General features: G+C 58.7%; 13 protein-coding genes. 8 read left to right on the top strand and 5 right to left on the bottom strand.

What is annotated here, in order from left to right; genetic code table 11:
* Positions 1–157: 157 nt before the first annotated feature.
* The 3 genes from ascF to B3797_RS03475 all read left to right on the top strand — a co-directional run bounded on the left by ascF (position 158) and on the right by B3797_RS03475 (position 4,323).
* Positions 158–1,612: a PTS cellobiose/arbutin/salicin transporter subunit IIBC gene (gene ascF, locus B3797_RS03485; RefSeq protein WP_311790391.1), complete on the top strand. Its 1,455-nt coding sequence runs from the start codon at positions 158–160 to the stop codon at positions 1,610–1,612.
* Between the two features lie 8 nt (positions 1,613–1,620).
* The gene (locus B3797_RS03480; RefSeq protein ID WP_311790390.1) at positions 1,621–3,051 is read left to right on the top strand and encodes a 6-phospho-beta-glucosidase; all 1,431 of its coding nucleotides are present in this window, start codon (positions 1,621–1,623) and stop codon (positions 3,049–3,051) included.
* Between the two features lie 96 nt (positions 3,052–3,147).
* Positions 3,148–4,323, top strand: a complete 1,176-nt coding sequence (locus B3797_RS03475) for an alpha/beta hydrolase-fold protein (RefSeq protein ID WP_311790389.1) — start codon at positions 3,148–3,150, stop codon at positions 4,321–4,323.
* On the opposite strand, the gene B3797_RS03470 is transcribed toward B3797_RS03475, so the two are convergent.
* Genes B3797_RS03470 through opgC form a run of 5 tightly spaced genes read right to left on the bottom strand, consistent with a single transcriptional unit; the run spans position 4,320 to position 8,483 of the window.
* Positions 4,320–4,757: an ATP-binding protein gene (locus B3797_RS03470; protein WP_311783659.1), complete on the bottom strand. Its 438-nt coding sequence runs from the start codon at positions 4,755–4,757 to the stop codon at positions 4,320–4,322. The genes B3797_RS03475 and B3797_RS03470 overlap by 4 nt on opposite strands.
* A gap of 3 nt (positions 4,758–4,760) precedes the next feature.
* Complete coding sequence (locus B3797_RS03465; protein WP_311783658.1) at positions 4,761–5,102, bottom strand: STAS domain-containing protein; 342 nt, start codon at positions 5,100–5,102, stop codon at positions 4,761–4,763.
* Positions 5,099–6,328: a PP2C family protein-serine/threonine phosphatase gene (locus B3797_RS03460; protein ID WP_311783657.1), complete on the bottom strand. Its 1,230-nt coding sequence runs from the start codon at positions 6,326–6,328 to the stop codon at positions 5,099–5,101. Before B3797_RS03460 ends, B3797_RS03465 begins: the two co-directional genes overlap by 4 nt.
* Positions 6,329–6,336: 8 nt before the next feature.
* Positions 6,337–7,254 carry a hypothetical protein gene (locus B3797_RS03455; RefSeq protein ID WP_414693027.1) on the bottom strand — a complete coding sequence of 306 codons (918 nt, stop codon included), beginning with the start codon at positions 7,252–7,254 and terminating at the stop codon, positions 6,337–6,339.
* 14 nt (positions 7,255–7,268) lie between these two features.
* Positions 7,269–8,483: an OpgC domain-containing protein gene (opgC, locus tag B3797_RS03450; protein ID WP_311783656.1), complete on the bottom strand. Its 1,215-nt coding sequence runs from the start codon at positions 8,481–8,483 to the stop codon at positions 7,269–7,271.
* Positions 8,484–8,806: 323 nt separating this feature from the next.
* Between opgC and B3797_RS03445 the strand changes: the two genes are divergently transcribed.
* From B3797_RS03445 to B3797_RS03425, 5 genes are read left to right on the top strand one after another with little or no spacing between them, the layout of a single operon-like run.
* On the top strand, positions 8,807–10,627 hold the full coding sequence (locus B3797_RS03445) for a glycosyltransferase family 2 protein (RefSeq protein WP_311783655.1): 1,821 nt from the start codon (positions 8,807–8,809) through the stop codon (positions 10,625–10,627).
* On the top strand, positions 10,624–11,982 hold the full coding sequence (locus tag B3797_RS03440) for a DUF3131 domain-containing protein (RefSeq protein WP_311790388.1): 1,359 nt from the start codon (positions 10,624–10,626) through the stop codon (positions 11,980–11,982). Before B3797_RS03445 ends, B3797_RS03440 begins: the two co-directional genes overlap by 4 nt.
* A 50-nt stretch (positions 11,983–12,032) precedes the next feature.
* Positions 12,033–13,529, top strand: coding sequence for a DUF3131 domain-containing protein (locus tag B3797_RS03435; protein WP_269950629.1), 1,497 nt, complete (start codon positions 12,033–12,035; stop codon positions 13,527–13,529).
* The gene (locus tag B3797_RS03430) at positions 13,514–14,917 is read left to right on the top strand and encodes a DUF3131 domain-containing protein (RefSeq protein WP_311790387.1); all 1,404 of its coding nucleotides are present in this window, start codon (positions 13,514–13,516) and stop codon (positions 14,915–14,917) included. The genes B3797_RS03435 and B3797_RS03430 overlap by 16 nt, the downstream gene beginning before the upstream one ends.
* Positions 14,918–14,926: 9 nt before the next feature.
* Positions 14,927–17,623 (top strand): response regulator, encoded by a 2,697-nt coding sequence (locus tag B3797_RS03425; RefSeq protein ID WP_311790386.1) that lies wholly within the window; start codon positions 14,927–14,929, stop codon positions 17,621–17,623.

Here is a 17,623-nt window from a genome sequence, read left to right as displayed (position 1 = left end):
TTTGAAAAATAACCGCCTTCGCCATCTTGTTATCAATTTTGCAACTGTTCATGATTTTGTGAAACCGGTTTCCTATGGCACATCATAGCGCCCTCTGTCCCTACAACAGCAGGCCGCCGGTCAATCACTCTACCCATAACAACAGAGACGCAAAACCATGCCTAATCCCTACGCAGAAGTCTCTCGCGCCATCGTGCAGTCGCTGGGCGGAATGCAGAATATTGAGTCCGTCACCCACTGCATGACCCGTTTACGTTTTGTTGTAAAAGATCGCGCGCGGGTCAATAGCGCCGCGCTCAAAGCGCTGCCCGGCGTGATGGGCGTGGTCGATAACGATACGCAGTGTCAGGTCATTATCGGCAACAACGTCGGCAAAGCCTATCAGGCTATCCTGGCGCTCGGCACGCCTGAAGCCTCTGGCGGCGCGGCGGTGAAACGCAAAATTACCCTGAGAAGCATCGGCGCGGGCATTCTCGACGCGCTGGTCGACACCATGTCGCCGCTGATTCCGGCGATTATCGGCGGCTCGATGGTGAAGCTGCTGGCGATGGTGCTGGAGATGAGTGGCATTCTGCCGAAAGGCTCCTCAACGCTGACTATCCTGACGGTCATTGGCGACGGCGCGTTTTTCTTCCTGCCGGTCATGGTCGCCGCGTCGGCCTCAATCAAGTTTAAAACCAATATGTCGCTGGCGATCGCGATCGCGGGCGTACTGCTGCATCCTGGCTTTATCGATCTGATGGCGAAAGCGGCGCAGGGTCAGGCGGTTGACTTCGCCTCGATTCCCGTCACGCCGGTGAAATACACCTACACGGTGATCCCGGCGCTGGTAATGACCTGGATCCTGTCCCATATTGAGCGAATCGTCGATCGCATTACGCCAGCGGTAACGAAAAACTTCCTGAAACCGATGCTGATTGTGCTGATCGCCGCGCCGATTGCCATCCTGCTGATTGGCCCGCTGGGCATCTGGATCGGCAGCGGCATTTCGGCCGTGGTCTATACCGTCCACGGCTATCTTGGCTGGCTTTCGGTGGCGATTATGGGCGCCATCTGGCCGCTGCTGGTAATGACCGGCATGCACCGCGTTTTTACGCCGACCATTATTCAGACCATCGCCGAAAGCGGCAAAGAGGGTATGGTGATGCCGTCGGAAATCGGCGCAAACCTGTCGCTGGGCGGATCCTCGCTGGCGGTCGCCTTTAAAACCAAAAACCGCGAGCTGCGCCAGACCGCCCTCGCCGCCGCTGCCTCCGCTATCGTCGCCGGCATCTCCGAACCGGCGCTTTACGGCGTGGCGGTACGCCTGAAGCGTCCGCTGGTCGCCTGCCTGATTAGCGGCTTTATCTGTGGCGCGGTGGCGGGCGTCGGCGGGCTGGCCAGCCACTCGATGGCGTCGCCGGGACTCTTTACCAGCGTGCAGTTCTTCGATCCCGCTAACCCCATGAGTATCGTCTGGGTGGTGGCGGTGATGGCGCTCTCCGTAGTGCTCTCATTTATTCTGACTCTGATTTTAGGCTTTGAAGATATTCCGGAAAGCGCGCCCGAGGCCAGCGCCTCGCCCGCAAAGGCGGAATCGATCGAGCCGGTTAAGGCAGCAGTTCATCATTGAGGTAATTTATGTCGGAACTGACATTTCCAGCAGGTTTTTTATGGGGTGGCGCATTAGCCGCGAATCAGTCTGAAGGCGGCTATCTGGAAGGAGGTAAGGGCCTGACTACGGTAGATATGATCCCACACGGCGCCGCGCGCATGCCGGTAAAGCTGGGGTTAGAGAAGCGCTTTAGCCTGCGCGACGATGAATACTATCCCAGTCATGAGGCGATCGACTTTTATCATCGCTATAAAGAAGATATCGCCCTGATGGCGGAGATGGGGTTCGGTGTTTTCCGTACCTCTATCGCCTGGAGCCGCCTCTATCCGCGCGGCGATGAACCAGAGCCGAATCAGGAAGGTATCGCCTTTTATCGCAGCCTGTTCGAAGAGTGTAAAAAATATGGCATCGAGCCGCTGGTTACGCTTTGCCATTTTGATGTGCCGATGCATCTGGTGGTGGAGTATGGCTCGTGGCGCAACCGCAAAATGGTTGATTTCTTTGCTCGCTATGCGCGCACCTGCTTCGAAGCATTCGACGGTCTGGTGAAATACTGGCTGACCTTTAATGAGATAAACATCCTGCTCCACAGCCCCTTCTCCGGCGCCGGCCTGGTGTTTGAAGAGGGAGAGAATCAGGATCAGGTGAAGTATCAGGCCGCGCATCACGAGCTGGTCGCCAGCGCCCTCGCGACCCGCATCGCTCACGAGGTCAACCCGGCTAACCAGGTTGGCTGTATGCTGGCGGGCGGCAATTTTTACCCCTGGTCCTGCAAACCGGAAGATGTCTGGGCAGCGCTGGAAAAGGATCGCGAGAATCTTTTCTTTATTGATGTGCAGGCGAGAGGCGCCTACCCGACGTATGCCGCCCGCCTGTTCCGGGAGAAAGGCGTCACCATTGAGATGGCGAGCGAAGACGCCGACATCCTGAAAAACAGCGTCGATTTTGTCTCGTTCAGCTATTACGCGTCGCGCTGCGCCTCGGCGGAGATGAACGAGCGCAACAGCAGCGCCGCCAACGTGGTGAAGTCTCTGACCAACCCGCATATCAAACGCAGCGACTGGGGCTGGGGCATCGATCCGCTGGGGCTGCGCATCACCATGAATATGATGTATGACCGCTATCAAAAGCCGCTGTTTCTGGTGGAGAACGGGCTGGGCGCGCAGGACAAGGTGGAAGCAGACGGCAGCATTAACGACGACTACCGCATCAGCTATCTGCGCGAGCACATCCGGGCGATGGCGCAGGCGATCGACGACGGCGTGCCGGTGATGGGTTACACCACCTGGGGCTGCATCGATCTGGTCGCCGCCTCAACCGGTGAAATGAGCAAGCGCTACGGCTTTGTCTATGTCGATAAAGATGATTTGGGGCGCGGCACCCTGGCGCGCACGCGCAAAAAATCGTTCTGGTGGTATAAAAAAGTGATCGCCAGCAACGGACGCGATCTTCTCTAACGCAGTGCCGGAGAGGCAGCAAAATTCACGCGCGGCAGTTCATTTTTTCCCGCTTATGCCACACTTAACGGACCTGCATTCTGTTAAGGATATCTGATGAATTTTCGCTGCCTCTTTCTGGGCCTGAGTCTGGCGGTATGGAGTCATTCTCTGCTGGCTATCCCGCTTCCTCAGCGCCCACCCGAAACCCTGCCGCCGGATCAATACACCAGCCAGGTCAATGATAACAGCACCATAACCTGGCGGTTATGGGCGCCGGCCGCCAAAGCGGTCGAGGTGGTGACCGGCCCTACGCCCGATCGTTACGTTTCGCATCCTCTGACCAAAGACGATCGCGGCATCTGGTCTTTTACCAGCGAAGCCATGCAGCCTGGCTTATATGAATATTTTTTTAACGTGGACGGCTTTCGCAGCATCGACACGGGCAACGCGCTGGCGAAACCACAGCGTCAGGTGAATACCAGCCTGATTCTGGTGCCCGGCAGCCTGCTGGATGAGCGAAACGTGCTGCACGGCGAGATCCATACCCTGACCTGGCACTCGCCATCGCTGAACCGCGAACGCCGTATCTCCGTCTGGGTGCCGCCCGGCACGCGCGCCGACTCTCCTCCGCTGCCGGTGCTCTATTACTACCACGGCTTTGGCGATACCGGACTCTCGGTGCTGACCCAGGGACGCGTGCCGCAAATTATGGATAACCTGCTCGCCGAGGGGAAAATCGTGCCGATGCTGGTCGTGATGCCGGATACCGAAACCGACGCCGCGGGGGCGATACCTGAAAGTTTCGCCCCCGCCACCCGTCGCGAAACCTTCTATCCGCGCAATGCACAGGCGGCGGACAAAGAGCTGATAGAGGAGATTATGCCGCTCGTCGCCGACCGATATCCGGTGCGGAAAGAGGCAGAAAGTCAGGCGCTGGCGGGGCTGTCGCAGGGCGGCTATCAGGCGCTGGTCAGCGGCATGCGCCATCTCGATAAGTTCGCCTGGCTGGGGATTTTCAGCGGCGTGACCACCGAATCCGTACCCGATTTTCGCGTGGCGGCGCAGCTGAAAAAGCCTGCCGCTATCAACCGTCAGCTAAAACTGCTGACGCTGGTTAGCGGCGAAGAGGACATCATTACCGGGCGCGATATGACCGGCCTCAAGGCGCAGCTGGACCAGCGCGGCATCCACAGCGACTGGCATACTTATCCTGCGCTGGGTCATGAGATGGATGTCTGGCGTCCGGCCTATATTGAGTTCGTACAGAAGCTGTTCCGCCCGGAGAACTAAGGCAGCGTTTTGATCAGGGTCAGCTGGTTCTCACCTTCGCCCTCGCGGTAGCTGACCCGATCAACACCTGAGAAGATAAGCTGCATACCGCGGCCGCCTTCGCTCAAGCTCTCCAGAGTCAACGGCGCGTCGGGATCGATTACCGGCGGCTGACGCTTCTCCTCCGGCACAGGCACGCCGCTGTCATAGAGCGTTACCGTCACCTCACGGCCGTCGTGACTAAAACAGACCCGGTAGTGCGCCGTCGCATCGTCATGGTAGCCATGACGAATAATATTGCTTGCCGCCTCGCATAGCGCCAGATCGAGCGGATAGATCCAGACTTCGGTCACCGGCAGCCCGGCGACGAACTGACGCAGCGCGATGCCGAGCGTCGTCAGACTATTAATAGTGGCAGGCAGCCGTAGCTCTTTCTGCTGGGTGTGTTCGGACATCGTTCATCCTCCGTTCAGCGCGGCGAGCGCCTCGCTTCGGTCGGCGCAGAGAGTGAATACCCGATCCATGCGGGTCAGCGAAAACATCGCTTTAATATTGCTGTTGAGCGCGCAGAGCACTAGCTGCCCCTTTCCGCTCAGCAGTTTCAACAGCGAGATCAGCGCGCCCAGACAGCTACTGTCGATAAAGTCCACGCGCGAAAAGTCGAGAATCAGCGCGGTTTCGCCCTGCTGGATCACCGCCGCTACCGCCTCTTTAAAGCGCAGCGCAACCGACGCGTCGAGTCGGCGCACCACCGGCGTGAATACAAAGGCGTTGTCGATCTTTTCAGTTTCAAATTTCATTTCGCTTCTCCCGTTAAGCCTTGCTGCCGCTCAATCACCAGCAAGGAGATATCATCCGCCGCGGAGGCGGCTTCGTCCGATGCCAGACCGCGCCACTGATTAAGTGACTGTTCCACCGCCGCCAGCAGATCCTCCAGCGAGTGGTTGTGAAGCGAAGCCAGCAATTTTCCCAGACGCGCTGCGCCAAACATCTGCTGCTCTGCATTTTCGCACTCGCTGATGCCGTCGCTGTAGAGGCAGAGCCGCTCGCCCGGCGCAAGATGAAAGGCGCTCTCGTCCCAGTCAAGGTGCTCAAGCAGCCCGACCGGCGGCCCGCCCTCACCGACCTCACGCACCGCCCCCTCGCCGCTGACGATAAAAGGGGTTGGATGCCCCGCCTGACAGAGCCGCCCTTCGCCGCTGCGGCGATCGATCACCCCGTAAACCATGGTGAAATAGCTGGTGACCTCGGGGTGCTGGGCGCAAAAACGCGCATTGAGAATGCGCACCACCTGCGACGGCGGCGTAATGGCCGCGCCGTCGAACAAAAAGGGATCGACCGTACGGCCATGCAGAAACTGGCGTGCTACCGCCACCGACATCATCGCCGCCGTCACGCCATGTCCCGCCACATCAACGCAGTAAAACCCTACGGTATGGTCATTAAGGGGAAAGAGATGGAAAAGATCGCCGGAAACCCATGCGGAGGGCATAAACAGCCAGTCAGCGAAGTAGTCGCCCTGGCGCAGATGATGCGGCGGCAGAATGCTGTGCTGGAGTCTTGCAGCCGCCTGCAAATCCTGTTCGATCTGCGTCAGCGCCTCGCTGAGGCGGCGATTTTTGCTCGCCAGCGTCGCTTCCAGCCGCAGGATACGCTCGCCCGCGTGCAGTCGCGCCTGTAGCTCAACCTGATTAACCGGCTTGCGCAAAAAGTCATCCGCGCCGGCGGCGAAACCGACGCGCAGATCCTCCACGCTGTCGCGTACGGTAAGAACGATAATGTAGATATAGCGATCCTGTAGCTGCTGGCGGATCTGACGGCAAAGCGTCAGGCCATCCATGACCGGCATCTCCCAGTCGCTAATCACCAGGCTCACCGTTTCCTGCGCCAGCAGCGCCAGCGCCTGCTCGCCATTCTCCGCTTCGAAAACCTGATAGCCCCACTGCTGCAGCAGTCCAGCCAGCAGCCTGCGGTAGAGCAGCGCATCATCGACGATTAAGACGGATTGAGGCTGAAGCGCGTCCATAGAAAACCTCAGAAAGGAAGGAACCAGATAAGCGAGATTGTGCCCTCACGAAATTTGGCATTAGCGCTGCTCCGACCGGGAAAGCGCGTGCCGCTGTAGTTGCTGTACTGAATAGAGAACGATCCCGGTTTATAGGTTGCATAGCCAAAGCTGTAGCTGTAGTCGCCGTTCCAGGGCTGCTGCTGTTCATGATGCGGAAACCAGAAGGCGGTGGCGCGGATAAAAAAGTGCTGCTTAAAGGTGTAACCGCAGCCGCCCAGCCCGACCTCTTTGTTTGAGCGCAGGTCGTTATCCGCCAGCGAGTAGTAGCGCGGCACCCAGCTGACGCCAACCTGACAGGTCAGCGCGTCCCCTTTGTTGATGAGCAGATGCTTTTCCAGATCCTTGGGCAGCGAAAATTTATAGGCGAGGGTGAAAGCACCCTGCTCAAAATAGGTATGGCGCGCATTACCTGAGGTAAACAGACGGTTGTCGCCATAGTTGCTGTAAACCAGGCTGAAGGTATTTGGATGCCAGTCGTCGTAGCCGAAGCTGTAGCGGAAATCGGTAGCGTATTTATCGAAATCGGTAACAGGCGCACGCAGCGTGACGTTAGCGAACCAGTAACTATAGGGCGAATATTGCAGACTCAGATTAAGTAGCTGATTTATTTTCTTTTTCCGCTGTGCGCTTTCCGAACCGTTAGGGATCGACAGCCACTGATCTTTTAATCCGCTGGAAAAACTCAGCGCGCCGGAAAGTTTATTTTTATTGCCGACAAAAAGGCGACCCCAGCGGCTGGAGACGGCCGCCGCCGGTACCGACTCATCGTGCATTGCGGCCGCTCCGCTGTCGGACGAGGCGGCGCACGCAGGCATCGCCGCGCTGGCGACGAAGGCGATCATCAGCAATCCTGCTCCTCTGGCCGGAAGCCCAGGGTGAATCATGCAGCGCTCCTCGCTTAATTAGGAATAAAACGACCGCCAATCTCTTTTTTCGCCATCCACCACAGCAGCCCAAGCGCCGCCATATGAATAAGCGTGTTGCGTATCCACGCCTGGTGCCAGAGGTCGAAATGGACGAACTGGCTGACCGCCATCACGACAAAGACGTGCAAAATAAAGGTGTAAAGCGAGTGCTGCCCCAGCGGAATAAGAAACCAGCCGAAGGCGCGTTCAATGGGCCGCCAGCAGAAGGTCAGCACCAGATAAACCAGCAGCATCAGGCTGAAGTCATTCAGCACGCGGCAGGGCCCGAGCGCGTTTTTGCTGGCAAGATGGTAATAAAACCAGTTGAAATCGGCGGGCGGAATAACGTGCAGCAGCAGAAACGAAGGCATAAAGGGATTGGTATGGTTCTGCGCGATGAACATCATGACGAGCGCGTAGATCACCATCAGGCCCATCACGATATAGCCGCCCGGCGTGCGCGCCAGCGACATCAGCTCATCCTTGTACCAGCCGCAGCACATTCCCAGCACATAAATGAACTGCCAGGCGAGCAGCGGGAAGGCGAACTCGAACTCCGCGACGGTCAGCCGCGTCGGCCACAGGTGATAGCTGACGTAACCCGCAAGAGAGGCCAGCAGCAGCCATCCCACGCGACGGCTTTGCAGCAGCGCCAGAAAAAGCGGGCTGGCCAGCAGCAGGCAGATATAAAGTCCGAGGATCTGCGTCTGATGCGGTCCGATTTGCAGGTAGAGGATGATATTGAACCAGGTCTCTTTAATCTGCGGCGTAGTGGGAAACAGCGACCAGACGGTGCCGGAATAGCGATCGACGAAATGGGTTACTTCAAAGGTGTTGATAAAAGGGAGGCGCGACAGCAGCAGCATAATGAAGATGATGGTCAGATTGACCAGATAGATTTTCCCGGCCCGCCGCCACAGGTTCCAGCTTACGGTTAACAGCACCTCTTTTTGCAGTCGCTGACGGTTGAGCATGCCGAGCATAAAGCCCGACAGAATAACGAAGCCTTCGGCGCCGGTGGTCAGCCCAAACCTCTCCCAGGTAAAGATATTAATCAGCGACAGCAGTTCGGTATGCGCCACCACCATCATTACCAGCGCAATGCCGCGCAGCATATCCACACGCAGATCGCGCTTGCCGGGTACGGCATAGCGCCACGCGCGCCAGTCGACGCTTACCGTTTTAGGCTCAAACGCCACATCCGCCATAAATCATTACCGTAAGTGATGTAAGTATGTTTTTTAGTTAAATGAAACAGATCGGTGCTCTGTAAGGAGAAGTTTAGCGCTGTTGCCGTTTAAGTCACGCTGAAATGAAAAAATTCTTAACTTCCTTGTAAATAGCTGTAATTTAATACTATATAAATTGACAGAGGCTGTCTGACGGTAAAGCTGTTAATCTTCCAGCAGAAGCGGCAGAGTATAAGCATAAAAATAATTTAATTATTGTCATTTGCTAAGTTAATGAATTGATTATTACATCCAGGTGAAAAGATAACCAACAGACGCTTCCGCTATCGAAACGAGACGCCATGGATTATTACTTTTCACGCTTTGAACATCGCCGTCCGCCCGCCCCGCTTCAAACGCCGCTCTGGGTGATGAGGCTCTGGCAGGTGCTGGCCGTTGCTGGCCTGATACTGGGCGCAAACTACATCCGCTGGCGCTGGATGGAGTCGCTTAATATGGACGCGCTCTGGTATGCCGTTCCGCTGGCGCTGGCGGAGACGCTCGCCTGGATCGGCACGCTGCTCTTCACCATTAATATCTGGCAGGTGAAGGATCCGCCGTGTCCGGCGCCGCCCGAGGAGATCAATCAATGCCTGCTTGAGCAGGACCGCACCGATCCGCGGCCGCCGAAGGTGGATCTCTTTATCGCTACCTACTCTGAAGATCCTGAGCTGGTGCGTCTCTCAATCCGCGATGCGCTTAAGCTGACCTACCCCACGCCGCTCGATCTCGCTATACATGTGCTGGATGACGGCCGTCGACCAGAGATGCGCGCGGTCTGCGAGCAGGAAGGGGTGAATTACATTACCCGCGAAAACAATATCGGCTTTAAGGCGGGCAACATTCGCAACGGTATGGAACAGACCGACGGCGACTTCCTGGTGATTTGTGATGCGGATACCCGCGTTTTTCCCAGTCTTCTGGCCAATACGCTGGGCTACTTCCGCGATCCGGATGTCGCCTGGGTACAGACGCCGCAGTGGTTTTACGATCTGCCTGAAGGGGAACGCCTCTCCGCCTGGCTGCGCCGCCGCGCCGGGCTGCCGGGCTATCTCTTCGGTCGTGTAACAGAAGGCCTGTTTGGCCGGCTGACTATCGGCAACGACCCCTTTTTCAACGATCCGCGCATGTTTTACGACGTTATCCTGCGCCGCCGCAACTGGGCGAACGCGGCGTTCTGCTGCGGCGCGGCTTCGGTTCACCGCCGCGAAGCGGTGATGCAGGCGGCGCTGCGCAGCTACGTTTTTAGCGTCGAAGAGGAGATATCGCGCCATACGCGCGATATCCGCGATGAGGAGATGCGCGCCACGCTGAGCCAGGCGATGCGCCCCCATGTTATTGCCGATACGGAGCTGACGCCCTACAAGTTCCACGTCTCGGAAGATATCTACACTTCTATCGTGCTACACGGCGACAGCGGACGCCGCTGGCGTTCCGTTATGCATCCCGGCATCGAGTCCAAAATGCTTTCGCCGCAGGACCTACTGACCTGGATGATTCAGCGTTTTAAATATGCCGCGGGTTCGCTGGACATTCTGTTCCATGACAAGATATTCAGCCGCCGCCGCTTTAAGCTCAGCGTCGGCCAGACCCTGATGTACGGCACCACCTTCTGGTCTTATCTTGCCTGTATCTGGAATACCGTTTTCCTGATCTCGCCGCTTGTTTATCTCTTTACCGGCATTCCCCCCGTCTCCGCCTATTCGACCCCTTTTTACCTGCATTTTCTGCCCTTTTTTATCGTGTCGGAGCTGGCGTTTATGTTCGGTACCTGGGGCATTTCTGCCTGGGACGGGCGATCGTCCTATCTCGCCTTTTTCTCCGTTAACCTGCGCGCCCTGGGTACGGTGCTGCGCGGCGAGAAAATTAAGTTTCACGTCACGCCGAAAGAGCGTCAGTCGGGCCGGTTTCTCTATCTGGTGAAGCCGCAGCTGGCGATCGTGGCGCTGACGCTGATCGGCTTGATCTGGGGCGGCATTCAGGTGGCGCGCGGCAACGTCGACGACCCCTCTGGTTATGTCATCAATATCTTCTGGGGGGCGGTCAATATCGCCGCCATGATGCCCATGATTATGGCGGCGATGTGGACGCCGCCTGCCACGCAGGAGGCGGAAGCGGAATGAGCCTGAAATCGGGCATTTACAGCGCGCGCAGCTATCTCACTATTCTGATCGGCTTTTTGATCGGCTTCGCCATTGTCTTGTGGGTCGAGCGACAGATGCCGACGCGCGTCGAGACCACAGACGGCATCGTACTCAGCAAGTCGTTCCCGCCTCTGCCGCAGCAGCGCGAACTGACCTTTGATGAGGCGGTCTGGGCGCGCATCGCCTGGCAATATTTTATTAATAACACCCAGGCGAACGGGCTGGTCAATGCCGAAGCGGACAAACCCTGGCTCAGCCTGTGGAGCACCGGCAGCTACCTGCTCGCAGCTATTGCGGCGAAACAGCTCGCCATTATCCCCGACGCGGAGTTTGACGACCGTATCGCCTCGGCGCTCGACGCGCTGGGCCAGCTGCCTCTGAAGCCAGACGGCCTGCCCGCCGCCTTCTACCAGGCCGATACGCTAAAGGCGCTGCCTTCGCCGGATGAAAATGCGGGATCGGCCATTGATATGGGACGCCTGCTGATGCCGCTGCAGATCCTGCTGTGGCGCTATCCGCAGCACGCGGCCGCCGTCAATCAGCTGCTGTCGCGCTGGCAGCTCGCCGGTCTGCTACAAGGCAGCGGGCCGCAGGGCGCGAGTTTGCCGGTTAACCGCTGGGTGATCCGTACAGACGATCCGCGCGGCAGTTACGGCTACCGTCTCTATGCGGGCAGCGTGCTGCGGCTGATCAATGCCGCAGCCGGTCTGGCGGTCAGCCAGCCGCCGGACGGGCTGAAGCTGGTCGAAATTGACGGCCACGCGGTGCCCGATGAGGGGCTGCGCACGCCCTGGGGCAAGCAGCCTTCCCTGGTCAGTATGCCCTATCTGCTGACCGGGCTGGAGCAAGGCTTCGACGCCCGCAGCGGCGAAATCACCTGGCGCATTATGCAAATCGTGCAGAACCGCACCGGCACCCCTTCCGACGCGGGCGTGATCAACAGCGACTACGCCGAGCAGGCGCCCGATTTCGTCGGCGCGCTGCCGGGTAGCCAGCCGCTGCCTATCCAGAATATCAATGCCAGCAGCAGCGAATCGCTCGCCAGCCGCGCCCTGACCTCGACCCGCTCCGCCTTTGCCTGGTATGCGCTGTTCCGCAACCGCTGGAGCGAGGCGCTGCGCAAAGAGATGCTGCCGATGATTGAACCCGGCAAGGGCTGGAAAGCGGGGTTCAACGCCGACGGCTCGGTCAACGCCGCTATTGATGCAGATACCAATGCGATGGTGCTGGAAAGCCTCTCCTATATCGCCCATGGCCAGCTGCTTTGCCTGGCCTGTCTCGCCGCCCCTTTACCCGCTAAGCAGCCGCAGCAACAAGGAGTAACATCGAAATGAGATTTTTATGGCTTCGTCGGTCCGGCTTCGCTGCCCTGCTGGCTGCGCTGATGCTTCTGTCGCCCGCCATAAAGGCAGCCATCAGCCTGCCTGCCTCAGACTACAAGGTGCGCCATGGCGAGCTGACCGAGCGCGAAATGGCGGTGGCGAAAACCGCCTGGTCCTATTTCGTGGCGAACTATCAGCCCACCACCGGACTGGTGAACGCGGTTAATAAATACCCTTCCACCACCATGTGGGACAGCGCCTCCTACCTGGCGGCGCTGACGGCGGCGCGCGAGCTTGGCATTATCGATAAGGCGGAGTTCGACCGCCGTCTGCTGCAATTTCTGGCGACCCTGAACAAGCTGGTGCTGTTCCAGAACCAGGTGCCTAACAAGGCCTATAACACCATTACCGGCCAGAAAGTGGACTACCTGAACAAACCAGGGGAAATCGGCTTTTCCGCTATCGATATCGGCCGCATGCTGCTCTGGCTGAAAATTATCAAGGAGCGCTACCCGGAACATGGCAACAGTATCGACAACGTAGTGTTGGGCTGGGATTTTACGCACGTTGTGGATGACTGCGGCACGCTGTACGGTGCCTATCTCGACGGCAATAAACAGCCGCAGTACGTTCAGGAAGGGCGTCTTGGCTATGAAGAGTACGCGGCGGCAGGCTATCAGCTATGGGGATTCTCCACCTGTCAGGCGAGCCGCCCTGAGCCTTATGCGCTGGCCGATATCTACTGCGTGCTGGTGCCTTACGACACGCGCGATCCGCGCATGACCAGCCAGCATAACTATGTGGTGACGGAGTCCTACCTGCTACACGGCCTGGAAATGGGCTGGGACAACGCCGACGACCGCGATAACGACGCCACCGGCTTCAGCCATCCGTGGATGAAGAATTTCGCCGACCGCGTTTATCAGGCGCAGGAAAACCGCTACATGATCACCGGCGTGCTGACGGCGCGATCGGAGCATCAGCTCGATAAATCCCCTTACTTCGTTTACGACACGGTTTACAGCGACGGCTACAACTGGAACACCATTACCGACAAGGGACAGTATGTGCCTAACGTGGCGGCGGTATCGCTTAAGGCCGCGCTTGGCATGTGGGTGTTGTGGAACTCGCCCTATACCGACCGCCTGTTTGACGCCATCGAAAACGCCGACGAGAAAGATAAAGGCTATTACGAAGGGCTGTATGAAAATGGCGACGGGCCGATCAAAGAGTTCACCGCCAACAATAACGGCATCATGCTGGAAGCGCTGCTGTTCAAAAAAGAGGGCAAGCTGCTGCGCTTCAACAGTAACGATCCGCGTAAAGCCAGCTATGCGCCTTCAATGTGGGAGAAGCGGCTGGTCGATATTTTTGAGCCGAACAATACGCCGCGCAACCGCCCGTTCCTTAACGTAACGCCAGGCATTAAAAACTGGTGTGAGCAGAGCGGCACAGCCGTACGCACCGCCCCGTCGTGCCGGGCCTGTAAGTGCGCGCGCTGCGACAGCCAGGCGCCCGTTAAGTTACCGCCGGTGGCGACGACATGCCTAAAACAGTAATCCGCATAAGTTTCGCACTGCTGCTGGCGATAGCGTTGGTTATCGGTCTGCTGACCTGGAATCAGGCGGCAGGCTGGCGCTGGCTGGTGAACGGTGGCTGGCATACTACCGCGCGGCTCGGCACGCTGAACGATCAGGAGCGACGCTGGGCGACCATCGCCTGGCGCTATTTTGAGAATAACCTCCAGCCGCAAACCGGGCTGGTCAACGGCAGCGATAAACGGCCGGTGGTCAGCCTCTGGCAGATGGGTGATACCCTGATCGCGCTCACCGCGGCGCGCCAGCTCGACTTGATCGACGATGAAGTTTTTGATCGTCGGCTGACGCAGATCCTCGGCACCCTGAACCGTTTGCCGCTCACGTCGGCCAACGTGCCTAACTTGCTCTACAGCGCCACCAGCGTTGCCATGGTGGGCTACGCCAATACGCCGCAGGTTATCGGCTGGTCAGCGAAAGATATGGCGCGGCTGATGATGGCGCTACGCATCGTGGCGGCGTTTCATCCTCAGTACAGCGAATACCTGGAGCGCGTGATTTTGCGCTGGGACTTTTGTCATGTCGTGGATGATAAAGGGCAGCTTTATGCCGGACAGATGCGCGATAAAAAACTGACGCCGCAGGCTGAAGGTCGTCTGGGCGACAGCGAATACAGCGCGGCAGGATTCGGTCTCTGGGGATTCGCCAATGACCAGTCGCTCCGCCCGCCTGCGCAGCATGTCATTATCGACGGGCTGGCGCTCGATATTGATGCGCGCGACCCGCGCACCACCTGGACGCCGGCGACGATCACCACCACGCCTTATGTGCTGAGCGGAATGGAGTACGCCTGGACGCTGCCCGGCGCCGATCGCGATATCGTCACGCTTCAGCGCCAGCGCGCCAGCAACGTCTATCGCGTACAGGAGATGCGCTGGCAGCAAAAAAACATCCTGACCGCCCGCAGCGATTTCAATATTTCCGCTCCGCCCTGGCACGTTAACGACACTATTTTCGCCAACGGCTACGCCTGGAACACGCTGGCTGACGACGGCAAATGGGTGCCAACCCTGGCGCAGGTCTCGACCCGCGCGGTGTTCGGACTCTGGGCGCTGTGGCAGACCCCCTTTACCGACGCGCTGATGGCCATGACGCAGCGGCAAAACGATCCGCAGCGCGGCTGGTTTGAAGGACGCGTCGAGGCGACGGGCGACTACAACCGCGCCATTACGCTCTCCACCAACGCCATGGTGCTGGAGGCGCTGCTGTTTAAGGCGAATATGGGCGCGCTGCTGCGCGACAGCGAGCTGAGCGATCAGAGCTATTTCCGTCGCCAGCTGGAAGATCCTTTTACCGCGCCGAAACGCTGTTTCCCTCTTAACAACGCTGCTCTGAGCGGCAACCCGAATTAAGGAGGCGTGATGCCTGAAAGCCAGCTTCCTAAAGCACTCGACTCGCTGCGCGCGGCGGTGCTGATGTATGACGACCAGGAGCGTCTGATCGCCTTTAACCATCAGGTGGTGCGCTTCTATCCCGGCATAGAGCAGCGCATTCGCCTTGGCATGACGCTGTCGCAGCTGGCGGAGGAGTTCATCACCTCGGCCTATATGACGGAAAATCAGCAGGGCCGCCAGGCGATGATCGATAACCTGATCGGCCGCTGCCGTCTCGATAACCACAGCGAAATGCGCCGCATCGGCAACCGTCAGGTCTTTGTGCAGCACAACCGCACGCCGGAAGGCGGCATCGTCAGCCTGCATATTGATATGTCGGGATTCGAGCTAATTAACGAGTCCCGCCGTCAGCTGCACGCCGACTTTGTGCTGGCGGCGGAATCCACCCAGATAGGCATCTGGGACTGGCAGCAGGAAAACGATCTGCTGCAGGTCAACGACGCGCTGCTCAATATGCTGGGCTATCCGCGCGAGACCTGGCACTACAGCGCCAGCTTCCTGGATACGCTGCTGCACCCCGACGATCGTGAGCCGCTGCAGCAGCTCTTCTCCAGCGCCAGCAATCAACAGCTGCCGGTATTTGAAAGCGAAATTCGTTTGTTACACCGTAACGGAAACTACCGCTGGATGCTGCTGTCGGGCCAGGTGGCGAGCGTCACCGTCAAAGGCGAAACCGCGCGCGTTATCGGTACGCTACAGGACATCACCAAACGCAAAGAGGCGGAGCAGCTTTCGCTTCAGGCGCTCGCCGCCGCGCGTGCCGCCAACGAGGCGAAGAGTATTTTCCTCGCCAATATGAGTCATGAGATCCGCACGCCGATGAACGGCATCCTCGGCATGACGCAGCTCTGTCTTGATACCCAGCTGACGCCTGAGCAGCGCGAATATATGACGCTGGTCTACCACTCGGCGCACACGCTGCTGCGGGTTATCAACGATATTCTCGATTACTCTAAAATCGAGGCGGGGAAAATCGAGCTGGATGAGGAAGATTTTCAGCTGCGGGCGTTTCTGCATGGGCTGATGCGGCCGCTGATGCCTGCCGCTTCGGAAAAAAATGTCGAGCTGCTGGTCAATGTCGCGCCGGATGTGCCCGATACGCTGACGGCGGACAGCGTGCGGCTGCGCCAGGTTCTGACGAATCTCGCCAGCAATGCGCTGAAATTCACCCCTTCCGGCGAAGTGGAGCTTTCCGTACGGCGCGACGCGCAGACCCACCGCCTGCGCTTTCAGGTGCGGGATACCGGCATCGGCATCCCTGCCGACAAGCAGAAGCTGATTTTCGAGTCATTCAGCCAGGCGGACACCTCGACAACGCGCAAATATGGGGGAACCGGCCTGGGGCTGACCATCTCCGCGCGGCTGGTGGAGATACTGGGCGGCGAGCTTACCGTAGAGAGCGAGCCGGGCAAAGGCAGCGTCTTTAGCTTTACCCTGCCTGCGCCACCGCAGCCCGTCAGCGAGGCGCTGAAAACCTCGCCGCGTTTCGGCAGCGTGCCGGTGCTGGTGGTGGACGATAACGCCACCAACCGCCTGATTATGAGCGATATGCTGCGCAATATGGGCTTATTGCCCAGCCTGGCGGCCAGCGCCGCTGACGCGCTGGCCATGCTGCAAACGCACGCCGGTTTTCCGCTGATCCTGCTTGACGCGCAGATGCCGGATAAAGATGGCATGACGCTGGCGCAGGAGATCAAATCCACGCCTGCGCTGGCCGACTGTCAGATCATTATGCTCAGCTCCATGAGCCGCTTTATGGATGCCGATCAGCTTGCCCGCATCGGCGTGAACTACTTCCTTGGCAAACCGGTCGACCAGCGCGAGTTGTACGACGTTCTGATACAGGCGCTTGCGCTGCAGCCCGCCAGCGACGCCGCGCCCGCCCCACGCACGCGCGATTTCGCCGCCAGCGCGGAGCGGCCTCTGCGCATTCTGCTGGCCGAAGATAACCTGGTGAATCAGAAGCTGGCCGCGCATTTTCTTACGCGGCTGGGCCATCAGTTCGCCATTGTCAGCAACGGCCTTGAGGCGCTTGAGCAGCTGGATAAGGGGAAATGGGATCTGATCCTGATGGATCTGCAAATGCCCGAACTGGATGGCGAGCAGGCGACGCGCCTGATCCGCGAGCGCGAAGCGGGCCGTCCTGACCGTCCGCCTCAGCGCATTATCGCCATGACCGCGCACGCTATGAAGGGCGACAAGGAGTTCTGCCTGCAACACGGCTTCGACGGCTACCTGGCGAAGCCGGTAAGTCTGGAGACGCTTAACGACGAGATACTGCGCGTCATTACCCTGCATCCGCCCACGCAGCCCACCGCGCCCGCTTCGCCGCCCGATCGCCAGACGCTGGCGACGCGGCTCGGTCTGGATGACGCGCTGCTGAGCGAGCTGCTGGCCCTGTTCGCCGACGGGTTGCCGGAGATGATAACGCAGTTGAAAAGCGCCCTGAGCGAACAGGATATGACGCGCATTCGCCGCCTGGCGCACAAGCTGCGCGGCGAAGCCTCTACGTTCGGCTTCGACGCCTTCACCCGGTTTTTACAGTCGCTGGAAGATTCGGCTCGCGAGGAAACGCAGCTGGAGAGCGCTGCCTTAATCACCCAGCTGGAGCAGCAGTCTGATCTGCTCTCCACCCAACTTCGCCAACTACAGGAGAAGTCCTGA

It is taken from the genome of Pantoea sp. UBA5923 (assembly GCF_002431095.1).
Taxonomy (GTDB): domain Bacteria; phylum Pseudomonadota; class Gammaproteobacteria; order Enterobacterales; family Enterobacteriaceae; genus Pantoea; species Pantoea piersonii.
Note: the sequence above shows the minus strand (reverse complement) of the source record. Positions and strands in the feature narration are given on the sequence as shown.